This is a genomic window from Neoroseomonas rubea (genome assembly GCF_016106015.1).
In the GTDB taxonomy this organism is placed as follows: domain Bacteria; phylum Pseudomonadota; class Alphaproteobacteria; order Acetobacterales; family Acetobacteraceae; genus Neoroseomonas; species Neoroseomonas rubea.
Genome location: NZ_JACADQ010000008.1, coordinates 1 through 16,487, shown reverse-complemented (window position 1 = coordinate 16,487; position 16,487 = coordinate 1). Strand labels below are relative to the sequence as shown.

At 69.0% G+C, this 16,487-nt stretch carries 16 protein-coding genes; 4 read left to right on the top strand and 12 right to left on the bottom strand.

Annotation, left to right across the window (positions count from 1 at the left end; all coding sequences use genetic code 11):
• Positions 1-13: 13 nt before the first annotated feature.
• Positions 14-1,081, bottom strand: a complete 1,068-nt coding sequence (locus tag HW577_RS02160) for a CobW family GTP-binding protein (RefSeq protein ID WP_198374410.1) — start codon at positions 1,079-1,081, stop codon at positions 14-16.
• Positions 1,078-1,497 carry a phosphoribosyl-AMP cyclohydrolase gene (gene hisI / locus HW577_RS02155; RefSeq protein WP_198374433.1) on the bottom strand — a complete coding sequence of 140 codons (420 nt, stop codon included), beginning with the start codon at positions 1,495-1,497 and terminating at the stop codon, positions 1,078-1,080. Before hisI ends, HW577_RS02160 begins: the two co-directional genes overlap by 4 nt.
• Positions 1,498-1,541: 44 nt before the next feature.
• Between hisI and HW577_RS02150 the strand changes: the two genes are divergently transcribed.
• From HW577_RS02150 to HW577_RS02140, 3 genes are all read left to right on the top strand, one after another.
• A complete protein-coding gene (locus tag HW577_RS02150) occupies positions 1,542-2,009 on the top strand; it encodes a Fur family transcriptional regulator (protein ID WP_198374409.1) in 468 nt (155 codons plus the stop codon).
• Between the two features lie 119 nt (positions 2,010-2,128).
• Positions 2,129-2,542 (top strand): Rap1a/Tai family immunity protein, encoded by a 414-nt coding sequence (locus HW577_RS02145; protein WP_198374408.1) that lies wholly within the window; start codon positions 2,129-2,131, stop codon positions 2,540-2,542.
• A 17-nt stretch (positions 2,543-2,559) separates the two neighbouring features.
• Positions 2,560-2,796 carry a YMGG-like glycine zipper-containing protein gene (locus HW577_RS02140; protein ID WP_198374407.1) on the top strand — a complete coding sequence of 79 codons (237 nt, stop codon included), beginning with the start codon at positions 2,560-2,562 and terminating at the stop codon, positions 2,794-2,796.
• A 44-nt stretch (positions 2,797-2,840) separates the two neighbouring features.
• Here HW577_RS02140 and metC read toward each other — a convergent pair whose 3' ends face one another.
• From metC to HW577_RS02120, 4 genes are read right to left on the bottom strand one after another with little or no spacing between them, the layout of a single operon-like run.
• Positions 2,841-4,046 (bottom strand): cystathionine beta-lyase, encoded by a 1,206-nt coding sequence (gene metC, locus HW577_RS02135; RefSeq protein WP_198374406.1) that lies wholly within the window; start codon positions 4,044-4,046, stop codon positions 2,841-2,843.
• 1 nt (position 4,047) lies between these two features.
• Positions 4,048-4,890, bottom strand: a complete 843-nt coding sequence (locus HW577_RS02130; RefSeq protein WP_198374405.1) for a sulfurtransferase — start codon at positions 4,888-4,890, stop codon at positions 4,048-4,050.
• A 5-nt stretch (positions 4,891-4,895) separates the two neighbouring features.
• A complete protein-coding gene (locus HW577_RS02125; protein WP_198374404.1) occupies positions 4,896-5,618 on the bottom strand; it encodes an alanyl-tRNA editing protein in 723 nt (240 codons plus the stop codon).
• The gene (locus HW577_RS02120; protein ID WP_198374403.1) at positions 5,619-6,260 is read right to left on the bottom strand and encodes an NUDIX domain-containing protein; all 642 of its coding nucleotides are present in this window, start codon (positions 6,258-6,260) and stop codon (positions 5,619-5,621) included.
• A 37-nt stretch (positions 6,261-6,297) separates the two neighbouring features.
• Between HW577_RS02120 and HW577_RS02115 the strand changes: the two genes are divergently transcribed.
• Positions 6,298-7,218: a DMT family transporter gene (locus tag HW577_RS02115; protein WP_198374402.1), complete on the top strand. Its 921-nt coding sequence runs from the start codon at positions 6,298-6,300 to the stop codon at positions 7,216-7,218.
• A 48-nt stretch (positions 7,219-7,266) separates the two neighbouring features.
• Here the strand turns inward: HW577_RS02115 and HW577_RS02110 are convergent, their stop codons facing one another.
• The 6 genes from HW577_RS02110 to HW577_RS02085 all read right to left on the bottom strand — a co-directional run.
• Positions 7,267-12,780, bottom strand: coding sequence for a peroxidase family protein (locus tag HW577_RS02110; RefSeq protein WP_198374401.1), 5,514 nt, complete (start codon positions 12,778-12,780; stop codon positions 7,267-7,269).
• 499 nt (positions 12,781-13,279) lie between these two features.
• On the bottom strand, positions 13,280-13,708 hold the full coding sequence (locus tag HW577_RS02105; RefSeq protein WP_198374400.1) for a GNAT family N-acetyltransferase: 429 nt from the start codon (positions 13,706-13,708) through the stop codon (positions 13,280-13,282).
• A 5-nt stretch (positions 13,709-13,713) separates the two neighbouring features.
• Positions 13,714-14,175, bottom strand: a complete 462-nt coding sequence (locus HW577_RS02100; RefSeq protein ID WP_198374399.1) for a hypothetical protein — start codon at positions 14,173-14,175, stop codon at positions 13,714-13,716.
• Between the two features lie 9 nt (positions 14,176-14,184).
• Positions 14,185-14,808 carry a ParA family partition ATPase gene (gene parA, locus HW577_RS02095; protein ID WP_198374398.1) on the bottom strand — a complete coding sequence of 208 codons (624 nt, stop codon included), beginning with the start codon at positions 14,806-14,808 and terminating at the stop codon, positions 14,185-14,187.
• Positions 14,809-14,901: 93 nt separating this feature from the next.
• The gene (locus tag HW577_RS02090) at positions 14,902-15,279 is read right to left on the bottom strand and encodes a hypothetical protein (RefSeq protein ID WP_198374397.1); all 378 of its coding nucleotides are present in this window, start codon (positions 15,277-15,279) and stop codon (positions 14,902-14,904) included.
• The coding region (locus HW577_RS02085) for a sulfite oxidase (protein WP_198374396.1) at positions 15,279-16,487 on the bottom strand (1,209 nt) is incomplete at its 5' end. The genes HW577_RS02085 and HW577_RS02090, both read right to left, overlap by 1 nt.

The window sequence follows — 16,487 nt, the reverse complement described above, 5'->3', positions numbered from 1 at the left end:
ACGCGAAAAACAATCATCCCGCCCCGGAGGCCGGGAACGGAACGCTCACCCCCCGCCTGAAATCGCCGGTCTGCCGGGCGGCGTCAAGAAAAGCGTGCAGGCCTTCGGCCACAATGTCGCGCGGCAGGTTGCGGGTGATGAAGACCAAGCGCGACCTGCGATCGTGGCCCTCCGGCCAGGCCGCAAGCCGCGCGGGAGGATGGAAGCTGTGCTGCACGCCATGGACGATGACGGGCCGTGCTTCTCCAGCGATGTTCAGCAGGCCCTTCACGCGCAGAAGGCTGTCGCCGCGCGTCACCGTCAGCATCTCGAGCCATGTCGCGAGACCCTCCCAGGGCAGGGGATCGTCGAAAATGAGGGCGAAGGCCTCGATCCCGCCGGTATGGCGATGCGTGTCGGATGGCGGCGCGTCCGCATGCGCCTCCGCTGCGAGCCAGGCGGCAACGGCGGGGATGCGGCCCTCCGTTGCGAAGGGGCCGGCACCAAGCAGCGCCTCCGGCGCAACATCGCCCGCCACGGCGCGCAGCAGCGGTGCGACGGGATTGAGGATGCGCAGACGCGCCTCCAGCCGCGCGATCGCATCCTTGTCCGTGAGGTCGGTCTTGGTCAGCACGAGCCGGTCGGCCATCGCGGCCTGCTTCACCGCCTCGGCTTCCCCATCCAGCGTGACGCCGCCCGCCACGGCATCGACCAGCGTGACCACGCCGTCGAGTTCGTACGCGGTCAGCATGAGCGGGTGGGAGATCAGCGTCTGGAGGATCGGTGCAGGATCAGCGAGGCCTGTCGTCTCGATCACCACGCGGCGGATGTCCTGCCCCGCCTCGGCCCGCAGGGCGAGGTCGCCGAGCGCGCGCACCAGGTCGCCGCGCACGGTGCAGCAGATGCAGCCGGCCTGCAGCAGCACCGTATCTCCGTCGAGCCGCTCCACGAGAAGATGGTCTAGCCCGACCTCCCCGAACTCGTTGATGAGCACCGCGGTGCCGGCCATCGCCGGGTGCTTCAACAGGCGGTTGAGAAGCGTCGTCTTGCCGGTGCCAAGGAAGCCGGTCAGCACCGTGACCGGGATCTTCCGCCGGATCATCCGCCGTAGAGCGCCTTCGGGTCCACCGCGGGCTCGGCGATGCTCGCGAGCGCGTCGTCGCGCAGCGCCCGGTAGAAGCAGGAACGCCGGCCGGTGTGGCAGGCGACGCCGTGCTGGTCCACCAGCGCGAGCAGCGTGTCGCCATCGCAGTCGAGGCGCAGGTCGATGAGGCGCTGCACCTGCCCCGAACTCTCCCCCTTGCGCCAAAGACCGCTGCGCGAGCGGGAGAAATAGCAGACCCGGCCCGTCGCGAGCGTCTCGGCGACCGCCTCCGCGTTCATCCAGGCGACCATCAGCACCTCGCCGGTATCGTGCTGCTGCGCGATGCAGGGCACGAGGCCGGCGGCATCGAACCGCAGGGCGGCCATGAAGGCGGCGATGGCGGCGTCGGTCGGCGGCGAGGCATTATCCGGCATGCTCATGTTATAGTGTCCGTCTCTGGCGGAATCGAGGTTCGGCAATGGCGGATGGCGCGGCACGGCAGAAGGCGCTGGCGGAGGCTGAAGCCGCGTGCCTGCGCCGCGGCGCGCAACTCACGCCCCTGCGCCGGCAGGTGCTTGAGCTCGTGCTCGAGGCCGAGGCCCCCGTCGGCGCCTATGCGCTGCTCGATCGCCTGAAGGCGAGCCGGCCGGGTGCGGCGCCGCCGACCGTCTATCGCGCGCTCGACTTCCTGCTCGAGCACGGGTTGATCCACAAGGTCGAGCGGCTCAACGCCTATATCGGCTGCAGCGATGCGGGCCACGGCCATGCGCATGAGCACGACCATCCGCACCAGTTCCTGATCTGCCGGCGCTGCGGTACGACGCTCGAGATCGGCGACGCTGCCGTCACCCACGCGATCGAGGCGGCGGCGGCGCGCGCGGGCTTCAGCGTGGCGGAGGCGACGGTCGAGGTCGAAGGGGTCTGTGCGCGGTGTGCCGCGGCCTGACGCGCCATTCCGCCGGCCCGCGCATCTTCCCTTCCTCCTTGATGTTGCATGTCCATTCACGGATGCTTGAGCGGACCGCCGCGCAGCGTCGGCGAGTCCCTCGGGGAAGGAGACCTGCCATGAGTCTAGGATCGATCCCGCGCCTGTTCGGTGCGGGCATGTTTGCGCTTGCGGCGATGGCAGCGCCCGCCTCGGCGCAGGGAACAGCACCGCCGCTGTTCACCACCGCCGAACTTGCGCGGGCCTGCGGCCCGTCGGAAGGGGATGCGAACGCCCTTGCGTCCCGTTCCGTCTGCTATGCGGTGCTCGTCACCGTTGGCCAGGCGCATGCGATGTACACGACCGGGCCGCGCGCCGCGCCCCCGGCCTTCTGCATGCCGAACCCGTCGCCGTCGCTCGAACAGGTGGCATCCGGCTTCGTCGCCTGGGTCGCGGCGAACCAGCAGCATGCGGGGACCCGCGCGGTCGAGGGCGCGCTGCGCTACGCCGCCGCGACCTATCCCTGCCCGCGGCCGGCTGCGCGCCGGCGCTGAGAGGAAGGAGAACGATGATGACGAAGCACAAGACCCTTCGCCTGGGCGCCGTGCTGGCGCTGGGCCTCGGCCTCGCCGGTTGCGCCGGGATGAGCGACACGCAGCGTGCCACCGCGACCGGTGCCGGGATCGGCGCGCTCGGCGGCGCGGCGCTCGGGTCGCTCTCCGGCAATGCAGGCTGGGGCGCGCTGATCGGTGCCGGTGTCGGCGGCGCCTCCGGCTACGCGATCGGCCGCTCGAACCAGAGCCGCTGAAGGACGCCCCCGGCCCGGGCCACGCGCCCGGGCCGGCGGCCGCGTTACGTCGGCAGGGTCGCCAGGCCGCACTCGAGGTCGGCGATCAAGTCCGCCACATCCTCGAGCCCGATATGGATGCGCACCGTGTAGCCGCCGAGGTCGGCGCTGGTCGCGGTGCGCGTGATGAAGCCGGTCGTCGGCAGGGCGAGGCTCTCATAGCCGCCCCAGGAGGCGCCGATGCCGAACAGCGCCAGGCTATCGATGAAGCGGAAGATGTCAGCCTCCGCGTAGCGCGGCTGGAACACCACGCCGAACAGGCTGCAGCCGCCGGTGAAGTCGCGCTTGAACAGGGCGTGCTGCGGATGCGAGGGCAGGGCGGGATGCAGCACGCGCTGGACCTCGGGCCGGCCTTCGAACCAGCGGGCGACTGCAAGCCCGCTTTCCTCCTGCTGGCGCAGGCGCACCGGCATGGTCCGCGCGCCGCGCAGCGCCAGCCAGCAATCGTCGGGTGCGGCGAAATGCCCCATCTGGGACGCCGCGCCGCGGACGATCAGGTGGTCTTCCTCGCTGGCCACCGTGATGGAGCCGAGCAGCACGTCCGAATGCCCGCCGACATATTTCGTCAGCGCCTGGATCGACACGTCGACGCCGTGCTTGAAGGGCTGGAAGTGATGGATGCCCCAGGTGTTGTCCATCAGCACCTTGGCGCCGCGCACATGCGCGGCGCGGGCGAGCGCCGGGATATCCTGCAGCTCGAAAGTGTGGCTGCCCGGGCTCTCGGTGTAGAGCACCTTCGTGTTCGGCTTCATCAGCGCGGCGATGCCGGCCTCGTCGATCGCCGGGTCGTAGAATGTGGTCTCGATGCCGTAGTTGGCGAGCAGCCCGTTGGCGATGTTGCGCGCCGGGCCATAGACGCTGTCCGGCATCAGGCAATGGTCGCCCGCCTTGAGATAGGCCATTAGCGGCACCGTCACCGCGGCGAGGCCCGTGCCGACGAGGGTGCAGCGCGTGCCGCCCTCGATCTCGCAGATCACGTCCTCCAGCGCGTACTGGGTTGGGCCACCCTGCGTGCCGTAGGTCATCACCCGGTTGAAGCGGTCCTTCGAGAAGGTCCGGCGGCTTTCGCAATCCGGGTGCAGCACCGTCGATCCGCGATGCACCGGCGGGTTGACGAAGCCATGCACGCGCGTGCCGGCGCGGCCGGCATGGGACATGCGCGTCGCGAAACGATGCTCGGCGTGCGGCGGCTTGGCGGAATCGTCGGGCATCTCAGGCGCTCTTCTCTTTCGGGGTTTCCGGGCGGGACGCCCATTCGGTCCAGGAGCCGTCATAGACGGCGGGTTCCGGCAGGCCCGCGCGCACCAGGCCGAAGGCCAGCACGCAGGCGGTGACGCCGGATCCGCAGGAGGTGACGACCGGCCTGCCGCCCGTCGCCCCCGCCGCAGCGAAGATCGCGCGCAGCGCCGCCGGGTCCTTCATGCGGCCATCGGCGCCGGCCATCTCGGTAACCGGCACATTGGCCGCGCCGGGCATGTGCCCCGAAGGCAGGCCGGCGCGCGGTTCCGCCGCCGTGCCGTCGAAGCGGCCTTTCGCGCGCGCGTCGATGACCAGCGCGGAACCATCCGCGACGATCCGCTTCACGTCGCCGATGCCCGCCAGCATCCCGGCGCGGAAGTCCGCCACGAAGGTCGCGGGCGCGGGGGCAGGGGCCTCGCCGCTTTCGGTCGGGCGGCCTTCCTTCACCCAGGCCGGCAGTCCGCCATCGAGCACCGCCACGCGGTCATGCCCGAACAGCCGCATCATCCACCAGCCGCGCGGCGAGGAGCGCAGCCCGTGCTGGTCGTAGAAGACGATGCGGTGGCCGTTGGAGATGCCGAGCGCGCCCGCCATCCGCGCGAAGGCGGCCGGCGTCGGCACCATGTGCGGCAGATCGGTCTCCTTGTCCGCGATGGCGTCGATGTCGAACATCCTGGCACCCGGGATGCGCGCGGCCCGGAAGGCGTCGTGCTTGTTACCCGGCTCGTTCGGCAGGAAGGTGGAGCAGTCGAACACCAGCAGGTCGGGCTTGCCGAGTTCCCCCGCGAGCCATTCCGTCGAGACCAGCATCTCCATGCGCGTCACTCCCCGACCAGCACGATGGACACGCGCCGGTTCGCGCGGCCCTTGTTCTCGATCTTCGCCACCTCGACGCGGCCGATCTCGCCCGTCGCGCGCACATGCGTCCCGCCGCAGGGCTGGAGGTCGACCGGCGCCTCCTCGGGCCCGATGCGCACGAGGCGGATGCGGCCCGACCCGCGCGGCGGCTGCACCGACAGGGTGCGCACCAGGCCGGGATTGGCGTCGAGTTCCTCCTCGCTGATCCAGCGCTCGGTGACCGGATGGTTCGCGGCGATCAGCGCGTTCAGTCCTTCGGTCAGCGCGTCCTTGGTCGGCGGGTCCGGCAGGTCGAAGTCGAGCCGGGACTTGTCGGCGCCGATCTGCCCGCCGGTGACCCCTGCGCCGGGGATCAGGCTGCACAGCAGGTGCAGCGTCGTGTGCATGCGCATCAGCCGGTGGCGCCGCGGCCAATCGAGTATGGCCGTGACCTCCGCGCCCACCGGCGGCAGCGCGGCGCCTGGGGCGGGGAGGTGCAGCACCGTGTCCTCCGGCCCCTTCAGCGTGTCGGCCACTGCCATCTCCCCGCCCGCCCAGCGCAGGGCGCCGAGATCGCCGGGCTGTCCGCCGGCGCGCGCGTAGAAGTTGGTGCGGTCGAGGACGATGCCCTCGGGCGTCGCGGCGATCACGCGCGCGGCGATCTCACGTGCATAGGCATCGTCTCGATAGGCCAGTTCCGTCGCCATTCAGTCCTTCCAGTCTTCGATCAGGGCCGCGCGGCGCCGCGCGAAGCCGGACAGGCAGAGCGCGCCGGTCGCGTTGCACATGCGGTTGTCGTCGAGCATCGCGATCGCCTCCTCTGCCGGCAGCACCGTCAGGCGGATATCCTCATGCTCGCTCTCGAGGCCATGATGGCCGGCGAGACCTTCCTCGGGCAGGCGCACGCGCGCGACGAAGAGGTTGATCGTCTCGTCGGACCCACCCTGGTTCAGGATGTAGCGGCCGAGGGAGGCGAAGCGGTCCGGCGCCAGGCCGGTTTCCTCCAGCACCTCGCGCCGCGCGGCTTCGATCGGGTCCTCGCCCTCCTCCATCAGCCCGGCGGGGCATTCGACCATCAGCGGCTCGAGCCCCGCCGCCAGCGCGGGCAGGCGGAACTGCTCGATCAGCGCGACGCGGTCATGCCAGGGATCCCAGGGCAGCACGGCCACCGCGAAGCCGCGGCGCCACAACTCCCAGGTCTGCACGCCGCTTTCCCCGCCATCGAAGCGGCGCTTTCGGAAGCGGATGCGTTGCAGCGGGAAGCGGCCATCCCAGACAACCTCGTCCGAGAGCAGCGTCACGTCCGGGTGCGGGGGGATCGGCTTCGCCTTGGGAGGTCTGGCCTTCATGCGCGTCGGACCCTACCCTCCGGCCCCCGAAACGTCCATGACCCCAGACCCTCTCATCGCGCAGCCCGACCCGGCCGCCCGGGCGCGCGCCCAGCGGCGGGGCATCCTTCTGGTCCTGATCGCCTCGGCCACCTTCGCGCTGGCCGCGGCCGCGGCGAAGGCGATCGGCTCCGGGATCCCGGTCGCGGAAGTGATCCTGTTCCGCAACCTTTTCGCCATCCCGCTGCTGCTGCCCGTGGTGATGGCGAGCGGCGGCTGGACGGCGCTCGCCACGCGCAACCCGATGAGCCACGCGGCGCGCACGCTGTTCGGCCTCATGGGCATGGTTGGAGCCTTCTACGGCTACGTGCACCTGCCGCTCGCGACGGTCACGGCGCTCGGCTTCACCATGCCGCTGTTCCTGACGGTCCTGTCGGTTCCGTTGCTCGGCGAACGCGTCGGCTGGCGACGGGGGCTTGCCGTGCTGGTCGGCTTCGCGGGCGTCCTGCTGATGGTCCGGCCAGGTTCCGAGGGGCTGAGGGGGGAAGGGCTTGCCGTCCTTCTCTGCCTGCTGGGTTCGGTCGGCTGGGCGCTGGCCATGATCACGATCCGGCGGATGGGGGAGGCCGGGGAGAGTTCGGTCGCGATCGTCTTCTGGTTCGCCGCGGGCTCCGCGGTCATCGCAGGCATCGCCTCCGTGCCCGTCTGGGTCTGGCCGAGCCCGCTGCAATGGGCGTTGCTGTTCGCCATCGGGTCGGTCTCGGCGCTGGCGCAGGTGCTGATGACGAGCGCCTATCGCAGCGGGGAGACGACGCTGCTGGCGCCCTTCGAGTATGCCGGGATCGTCTGGACCACCGCGCTGGGCGCCTTCATCTGGGCGGAACTGCCGGATGGGTGGGATTTCGCGGGGATCGGGGTGCTGGTCGGGGCCGGGCTGTACATCTGGCACCGGGAAGTCACGCTCGGCGTGAAGCGCTGAGCGTGCAGGGCGATGGGCCCCGGGGGGTTGCCCCGGGGCCCTGTCGCGTCAGGAGAAGATGAAGTCGGTCGTGGTGATGTTGGCCGCGGTGATGCCCGTCAGCGTGACGGTTCCACCGGCCATGGAGATGACGGCACCGGCACCGCTGTCGGCCACCGTGATGGCGGTGCCGAAATCTGCCACCGTCAGGCCCAGGCCGCGGACGTCGATGCGGTCCTGGCCGGTGCCTGCGGCGACGAAGTCCGTGATGACGTCATCGCCGAAGTTGGCGCCGAAGCGGAACAGGTCCGCGCCGGTGCCGCCGGTGAGACGATCGTTCGCCGCCCCGCCGTCGAGCAGGTCGTTGCCGGCGCCGCCCGAGAGCGAGTCCTGCCCTGCAGCTCCGATCATCACGTTCGCCAAACCGTTGCCGGAGCCCGTGAAGTTTGCCGTGCCGGAGTAGGTCAGGTTCTCGATGAAGGTACCAAGCGTGTAGGTCGTCAGCGTCGTGATGACCGTGTCGGTCCCGAGGTTGAAGGAACCGAAGATGCCAAGGTTCAGGATCTCGCCAGTGACGACGTCGCCGGCATTGTCGACGAAGTAGGTGTCGTTGCCCTGGCCGCCGCTCATCACGTCCGCGCCGACGCCACCGTCCAGCGTGTCATTGCCGAGGGTCCCGCCGGTCAGCGAGTCGTTGCCTTCCCCGCCCAGCAGCGAGTCGTTGCCGTTCCCGCCCTCGAGCGTGTCGTTGCCGCCAAGGCCTGACAAAGTGGCCGACGAGCTGCTTCCGGCGGTGATCCGGTTCCCGAGTTCGTTGCCCGTGCCGGCGAAGCTGCCGTTCCCGTTGCTGTAGGTGAGGTTCTCGAAGTGGGCCCCGAGCGTGAAGGCGCTGAGGTTCGTCACCACCAGGTCGGTGCCGCCATTGGCGGCGACCTCGGTCAGGATGCTGGCGGCGTTGCCGACATAGTAAGTGTCGTTGCCGGTCCCGCCTTCCATCGTATCCACCCCGGCCCAGCCGCCGAGCGAGTCATTGCCCGCGCCGCCGATCAGCAGGTCGTCGCCGACACCACCCCAGAGCTGGTCGTTGCCGTCGCCGCCATCCATCGAGTCATTGCCGCCGTTGCCCATGACGGTGTCGTTGCCCCCGTTGCCGAGGACGATGTTGTCCGCATCGCCGAGGATGATCGTGTTCGAGGCCGCGGTGTCGTTGAAGACGCCGCCGATCGCCTTGGTCGAAGTGACGGACACCGTTTCCTGCACGCCCAGCGCGTCCACGTAGGTTGCGCTGACCCGCAGGAAGTTGCCCACCCCGCCGATGTTCGCCGGCGGCGTGAAGGTCTCGCCCGTGGCCACCTGCGTCCAGGGGCCGTTGCCGTTGCGGATCTCCCAGACGATGGTCGGCGCGACGCCGCCCTGGAAGCCGTCAGGTTCGACCAGCGTCGCGGTCAGCATCCGCGTCGCCGTCGGCGTCAGGTCGCTCAGCGTCAGCGTCGCATTCGGCGGCGCCCAGGCGCCGTCGGCGAACTGCAGCCGCTCGATGTGCAGCAGCCGGTCGGTGCCGTCCGTCTGCGTGCCGCGGGTATGCGCCACTGTCCAGGACCCATCGGCGTTGATGCTGAAGTCGTAGTCCGCGCGGTTGCCCGTATAGACGGCGGTGTCGATCGCGCGGGTCGGATCCAGGGTGAAGGGCAGCGCGTACTGGATGCTGCGGACGATGCTGAGCTGGCCCGGGTTGATCGCGCCGCTCAGCAGGGCGGCCTGGATCTGGGTCAGGCTGTCGACGAAGAGGTCGTTCTCCGTACCCGGCAGGTCCACCTTGATCTGCACGTCGAGCCAGGCGTCGCCGTCGATCACGTCGTCGCCGCCGCGGCCTTCGATCGTGTCCGCGCCGCCGCCGCCGAGCAGGATGTTGCCTCGGTCGAAGGCGATGACCTTCTCGAGGTCGCCCGTGGTCGGCGCCGCCGCGACGAAGTTGCCCATCAGTTCCCGCAGCCCGTCGATGCGGTTAACGCCGGCCTGGGTCAGCTCATTGTTGAGCATCTGGCTCTCGACCGCGCCCGGAACCTCGGGAGCGTTCTGGCTGCTCCGGCTGTCGCCGCGCAGGACGTCGGCGAAGTTGGAGCCGGACAGGGCCTCAACCTGGTCGAAGCGGTTGCGCAGGGTCTCCGCCTGGTCGGTCGTGAAGATCGGCACTGTCAGGTCGGCATCCGCACCGCGGCTGAAGCCCTTGTGGCTGGCCCAGTCGTAGCCCCACATCCCCTCGCTGCGCATGACGCTTTCGCCCTGGACCATGATGTCGTCGCCGGACTCTGCGTCGAAGTCGTTCTCGTTCTGGCCGGCGAACATCACGTCGTGGCCGATGATCGAGGAGTTGAAGAACAGCTCCGAGTTGTCGCCGGCGATCACGTCGAAGCCGTTGCCGCCCTCGATCCAGTCGTCGCCCTCGTTGCCGAGGAGGAAGTCGCCGCCCTCGCCGCCGAGGATGAAGTCGCTCTCAGTGCCGCCGAAGGCCTCCTTGCCGTCGGGGCCGGTGATGATCGCGTCCTGGCCCTGGTTGCCGAAGATCAGCGCCAGGCCATGGCCGCCATGGATGACGTCGTTGCCTTCCTCACCATGCAGCATGTCCACTTCGCCGATCGGCGTCGCGTTGTTGGTGATGATGTCGTCGCCCTTGCCGCCATGGACCTTGTCCACGCCGTCGCCCGCCTCGAGCCGGTCATTGCCGTCGAAGCCCCAGAGCGCGTCGTCGCCGCCGCCGGAGATAATGGTGTCGTTGCCGTCCGTGCCGCCGACGACGATGTGGTCGGCGCCATTGTAGCGGATGAAGTTCGTGTCGCGCTCGACACCGCCGACGCCCATGGCGGCGAGGGTCGGATCATCGACCAGCGGCTCGGGCGTGCCGAACACGGCCTGCTTGGCCGGGTCGACGTAGAAGGTGTGGTCGGGCGTGGAGAAGATGTCGCCCGGCAGCGCGTAGTCCTGATCGCCCAGGGTGGTGTTGTTCATCACCATCTTGGCGAGCGAGTTGTTCTCCAGCTCGTTCAGCAGGTTCAGGCCCTGAACGCGGGAGAGGTAGTAGAAGCGGTCGCCGTTCTGCAGGTTTTCCAGCTGCAGCTCGAAGATGAAGGAGAAGGTCGAGCCGAGCATGCCGCCGAAGGGCATCTTCTTCTCGGCCAGGCCGCCGACCCAGAGGTCGACGTCCTCGAGGCCGCCGAGGCTGCCGCCGGCATAGGCGCCCCGCGCGTTGAGGAAGTCGAGACGGTCGGCCGGCGCGCCATCGCCACCGAAGACCAGCTTCATCGCCGCCGCGCGCTTGCCGTCGACCGTCGTCTCGCCCGTGATGGTCTCATGCGTGCCATAGGCCGCGATGAAGTTCACGATGGAAGCGGGGTTCCTCATGTTGACCGCGAAGTCGGACCAGCTCGTGTAGGCGTTGAGCTGGGTGTCGCCCTGCGCGATCTCCTGGAACTGGCGCCTCGCTTCATTGAAGGCCGGGATGCCCGCGTCGCGGCCGCGGGCGATGTTCAGCACCGCGAGGTCGAGCGGGATGCCGACCAGCTGGTTGCGGAGCACGTCCGTGACGAACTCGTCGATCTCGTTGCCGACCTGCGCCGTCATGCCGCGGACGACGGCCGCCGCCGCCTCCTCGTGGCTGACCGTACCGTTGCTGTCGAAGGCGATCGGGTTGAGGAAGGCCGTGAACAGGTCCATCGAGGTCTTCTGGCCGGTGGCACTCACCAGATCGACCGTCTCGTTCAGCATCGAGTGGCCGAAGCGGTACACCACATGGGCGAACTCGGCGAAGATCGCCGGGTCGATGTCCATCGAGGCGTTGAAGACAAAGGCGTCGACGTCCGGCTGCACCTTGCGGGCGAATTCCTCGAAGACGAGGTGCTGGTACTGCATCTCGTTCGTGAAGCGCGCCGCCTGGAACAGGCGCTCACCATCCCAGTTCAGCGTGCCGGCCAACGCCTCGAGCGCGGCGGTGTCGGTCGCCGCGGGCAGGACGGTGTCGGCCGGCAGGTCGCTCAGCAGCCAGTCGTTCAGGAAGGCGATGTCGCCCGATTCCAGCGCACGCAGCTTCACCTGCTCGACCAGGTGGTTGTGCTCGGAATGGAACACATGGTGCACGGCGGTCAGGCCGATATTCTCGTTCCCGCGCCCGTCGCCGGTGATGAAGTGGGCGTCCAGCAGTTCGTTGTCGTATTCGAGGTTCTGGCCGCGCTGGTCCTTCAGCGTGATCCGGTTGCCCGCGATGTCGTCGGCATCGGCGGCCAGCGCGCCGCCGATGATCACCGGCACGGCGTCATGCGCGATGTCGTCGAGGAAGGCGTTGGCGATGCGCGCGGCGCCCGAGATGTCGAGCGGCGCGCCCGGGGCGCCGGAACGCAGTTCCTCAACGAAGTTGCGCGAGCCGGCCGGCGTCTCCACGAGGATGACGACCTGCGGCATCCCGTTCGCGCCCGGCACGAAGTTGCCGTACTGGTCGGTCTTCACCAGCGGGACGCTGCCGACGAAGTCATCCGTCAGGTTGATGCCCAGCACCTCGCGCGCCTGGGCCTTGATGTCACCCCAGGTCGCCAGGCCGCCTTTGGCGCCTTCCAGCAGCTTGCCCGTGGCGACCGGCTTGCCGTCCACCGACACGTATTCGCGCAGGAAGAACTGGTGCGAGGCGTGGGAGGTGTAGGTCTGGTTCTGGTCGACGAAGGGCGTCGTGAGGTTGTTCGGCTCGGTCTGGTCGATGCGCGTCATCGCCATGAAGTTCGTGGCCGCGCCCTCGACATAGAGCGGATCATCCTTCTGGAGCGGGATGTAGACAGTGCCGCTCTCGCTGTTCTTCTTCACCAGGTCGAGGCCGTGGTCGAAGAACTGGCCGAACAGGGTGAACCAGGAGTTGTAGGGGGCGGACAGGCCCTCGTCCGGCGCGACGTTCGGCAGGTAGACGGTGTGGGCGTTCTGGCCGGAATTGACCGTCGTGTTCACGACGACGCCGTAGCTCTCGAGGACAGTCTTGCGGTCCTTGATCTCGCCCGTGCCGTCGGGGTCCACCATCGGCGCCGCCATCACGGCGGCCAGCGCGTCCGTCAGCGCCTGGCCGGTCAGGCCGGCATGCGCGAGGCCGGCGGAGACCGCGGCCGGGTTCTCGATGGTCTGGTCGATGACCAGGTTGCTGATGATGCGCGGGTCGGCATCGACGACCGTGTCGCGCGGGCTCGGATTGGAATTGGGGTCGTAGTTGCCGTTGTTCAGCGTGACCGCGCCAGGCGTGCCAGCACCGAAGGTGATCGAATCGCCGTCCAGATCGTTCCTGTACTGCGTCGTCAGTACGTTAATGAATGGCTGGTTTGACGCGCCCCAGAGTTCCCGGCCCGGGTTCAAGTTGTTGTAGGACCCGTCGACAGTACGGAGGCCATAGGGCAGCAAAGTGTTGCTGATGGCGAGCGCACCAGGGTCGGTTGCGCCAACAACATTGCCAGCCGCATCGACGCGAATGTCTGTCAGAGCCGTTCCCGCGGCATGTGCCTCGGCAATCTTGATCTGACGAAGGATGAATTCGAGATCGTGTTTGACGAGCGTGACCATGTAACGTCTCCAAGGCCGACAAAGTCACACGCACCAGTTGTAGAAAAATTCCATGAGCACAACCGCTCGGAACTTTCATACTGGAACAGATGACACGCAGCGATACGGCACTTCTCGCTTCCGTGTTCGAGAGTTCAGAAAAAACTCACAATTGGGACAACCAACCTCGGGTTGTTACCCGGACAATCTGCAATTGCATCGCGAATTTTCAGGATTTTCTGAAAAGTTGAGATCACTCAAAATTGGGTGATTTCAGGGGGTTCTGGGTGGGTTAAATCCCGCGGCCTGGGTGAAAAGGCGTTAACAGAACCCTAATATTAATTTTCGTTCACTCGAATTTGCCGCTCGCCCGGCCCCACCCATCCGCTCCGCAACGCGCGCCGCTGGCGCGCGGATCATCGCGCGCACAACGAATCGCGTGCGTATGCGCGCCTGACGCAGCGCGCCCTCGCGTTTCGGAACTTTCACAATCCAGACAGGCTTGCGCCGCGTGGTGCCGTCAGAGCGCCTTGCGGAACCACACCCGCGCATGGCCGGCAGGCATGCCCTCGAGCCGGCCGAACTCGGCATATCCGTTCTTCTGCCAGAAGCCCGGCGCCTGGAAGGAGAAGGTGTCGGTATAGGCGTTGGTGCAACCGCGCTCCCGCGCGATCGCCTCGGCCCGCGCCAGCAGCTCCGCGCCGACCCCCTGGCCGCGCAGGTCAGGGTTGAGCCACAGCCAGTCGACGAACAGCCACCCCCAGAAGGTCAGCCCGAGCAGCCCGCCGAGCGTCTTGCCCTCGGCATCCTGCACCAGCAGCGTCACCGGCTCCCGGTCATAGGGGCCGCCCATCGCTTGGTTGAAGTCGTGCAATCCGCGCTGGATCGCACCGACGGCCTCGAATTCCGGAGCGGCGTCCTCGACGATCTCGACCCCGCTCGCGCGCATGCGGCTCATCCGCCGAACCGCCCCCAGCCGGCAACCGCGACCGTCAGCAGCCCGAGCCCGAGGTTCAGCGTCACGCCGAGCCGGATCCGGTCGAGCGCCGCCGCCGCCGCGGGCCGGTCCCCCGCCGCCAGTGCCGCGCGCATCCCGCGCCAGGGGCCAAGGAAGACCGCGAGGAACACGCCGGTCATGACCAGCCCCGTCAGGTGCATCACATGCACGTGCCACACGCTCGCGCCGAAGCCCCAGTACCACCCGCCGAGCAGCGCCCAGCCGGTGAGCAGCACGATCGGTACAACATGCCATAGAACGAGAAAGAAGCGCCGGAACACGCCCTGCATCAGGGCGAGCCGCTGCGGCGCCTCCAGCGCCTCATGCGCCGCGGGGCGCAGGACGATGATCGCGAACGCCATGCCGCCCACCCAAAGGACGGCGGCGATGAGATGGAGCACATAGATCAGGCTGGCCATGTCGCAGCCCTAGGCGCCCCGCAGCGCGGCGGCAAGGGCGCGGATCTCCTCCGCTGCGACGCCCTTGGGGGCCGCCTCCACTGCGCCGAGCCCGGCCATGAAGGCCTGGGCAAAGGCGGTGCGGTTGCCGATCGCGGCCGGCAACAGAGGCAGCCCGCGTTCCGCGATCGCGGCGCGGACCTGGTCGAGCAGCCGCCCCGAGGCCGGCGCGCGGTTCAGCACGAGCATCACCTGCCGCCCCTCCTTCTTGGCAAGGTCGAGTGTCGCATCCATCGACCAGAGGTCGGCCGCGGAGGGTTGCAGCGGCACCAGCACCAGGTCCGCGCTGCGCACCGCGACGCGCGCATCCGTGTCGTCATGCGGCGCGGTGTCCACAAGGACCACGTCGCTCTCCCGCCGCAGCCGGTCGAGGATGCCGGGCACGCGCCAGCCGGACGGGGCCTCGAAATGCAGAGGGCGGGCCTTCCGCGCGCGGCCGCGCAACTCGTCCCAGCGCGCCAGGCTGCGCTGCGGATCGATGTCGAGCAGCGCGACGCGCTGCCCCGCTTCCGCATAGGCGGCCGCAAGGTTCGCGGCGATGGTGGATTTTCCCGCGCCGCCCTTGCGCTGCGCGACGGCGATGACGAAGGCCATGCGCGACTCCGGTTGTGGCGAAGCAGCATAGCAGGAGAGGGCAGGGGCAATGCCCCCGCCGCGCGCCGAACGCCCGCCATGCCGGGGCAGGCTTCAGTTCAGGAACGGGTTTCCCCCGCGCGGCCCCTGCTGCCGCGGCCCGTAATGCGCCGCGAGGTAATCCACGATGGCCTGGCGAAACTCGCCTTCGATCGGGTTCATGCCGTGCTTTTCCGCCATCCAGTCCATCAGCTCGTCCCAGCGGTCGCGGCTGAAGGCGGACCGGCGGATCAGCGCCGTGTTGTGGCAGACGGTGCAGTAGGCGAAGGTCTCGGCGCGGCCCTCGCCCTCGGCGAGCACCGTCTCCTCCTCGACACGCTCGGCCATCGCCGCCGCCGCCTCGGCCTGGCGCCGGGCGAGGTCGGCATCCTGGGCAAAGGCGACGGAGCCGGCCACGAGCAGGCCGGCCCCCAGCATCGCAAGGCCGCGCATCAGCCGACCAGGATGGCCGCGCGGCTGATCGGGTTCGCCCCGTAGCCCTGCGGGTTCCAGTTCGCCGCGGCATGCGGTTGCATCCGCCCCTGGCTGTCGGTCGCGCGATACCAGATCTCGAAATAGCCGTCCGAGGGTAGGGCGATCCGCCCGCTCCAGCGCTGCCAGGAATGCCGGTTGGGCGGGGCGGCCACGGCCATCATCTGCCAGGTCGCGCCGAAATCGGTCGAGACATGCACCGCGCCGACGGCCAGGTCGCCCGCCCAGGCCTGGCCGCGGATGTCGAGGCTCCGCGTCCCGGCGGGCAGGCGCGTCCCATGCGCGTGGCTGGTCAGGACCGAGCGGACCGGCATGCTCGTCATGTCGACGAAATCCGCGCCGTTGTTGCGGCTGCCCGGCACGATCGGCCGGACGGGCACGCGGTAGGATGTGCCGCCCATGCCGCGCCCCGTGTGCGGCGTGGCCTTCACCTCGATCCGCGTGAACCATTTCTGGCTTAGCGAGCCCGGCCAGCCCGGCACCAGCAGGCGGACAGGCGCGCCGTGCATCTGCGGGATTGGCTGCCCGTTCATGCCGATGGCGATCAGCGTGTCCTCGTCCATCGCCTTCTCGATCGGCATGCCGCGGCTGATCGCGGGGCCCTGGGCCGAGAGGTGGCTGTCGGCGCCATGATGGCCGGTGAATTTCGCGCTTTCCTTCATGCCGGCGGCACGCAGCACGTCGCGCAGGCGCACGCCCGTCCATTCGGCGTTGGACACGGCGCCGTTGCCCCACTGGTTCCCGGCCGCCTGGGGCGTGAAGCCGGACCGGCCATTGCCGCCGCATTCCATCTGCAGCCGCCGAGTTACCAGTTCGAAGCGCTGCTCGAGGTCGCCGAGCGTGATCTCGAGCGGGCTGTTCACCTCCCCGTCGATCGTGATCTTCCACGCGCGCGGATCGGCGGCGGGCTCGGGCACCGAGCCGTTGTTGCGGATGAAGAAGTTCGCCGCCGGCGTGACGTCGTCATCGAGCAGGTGCTCGGGCGTCTCAGCGTTGAGCGGACGCTCGCCCTGCAGGATCAGCCGCGCCTTGCCCTCCATCTGGAGGAATTGCGGCCCGGCCGCGCCCTGCGCGAGCGCGGCCGGCACGAAGCCTGCCGGCGCGTGCCGCGCGAAAGGGATGGCCGCGCCGACGGCCGCGCCCATGGCGGCGAGCGCCGCCCCCTTCAG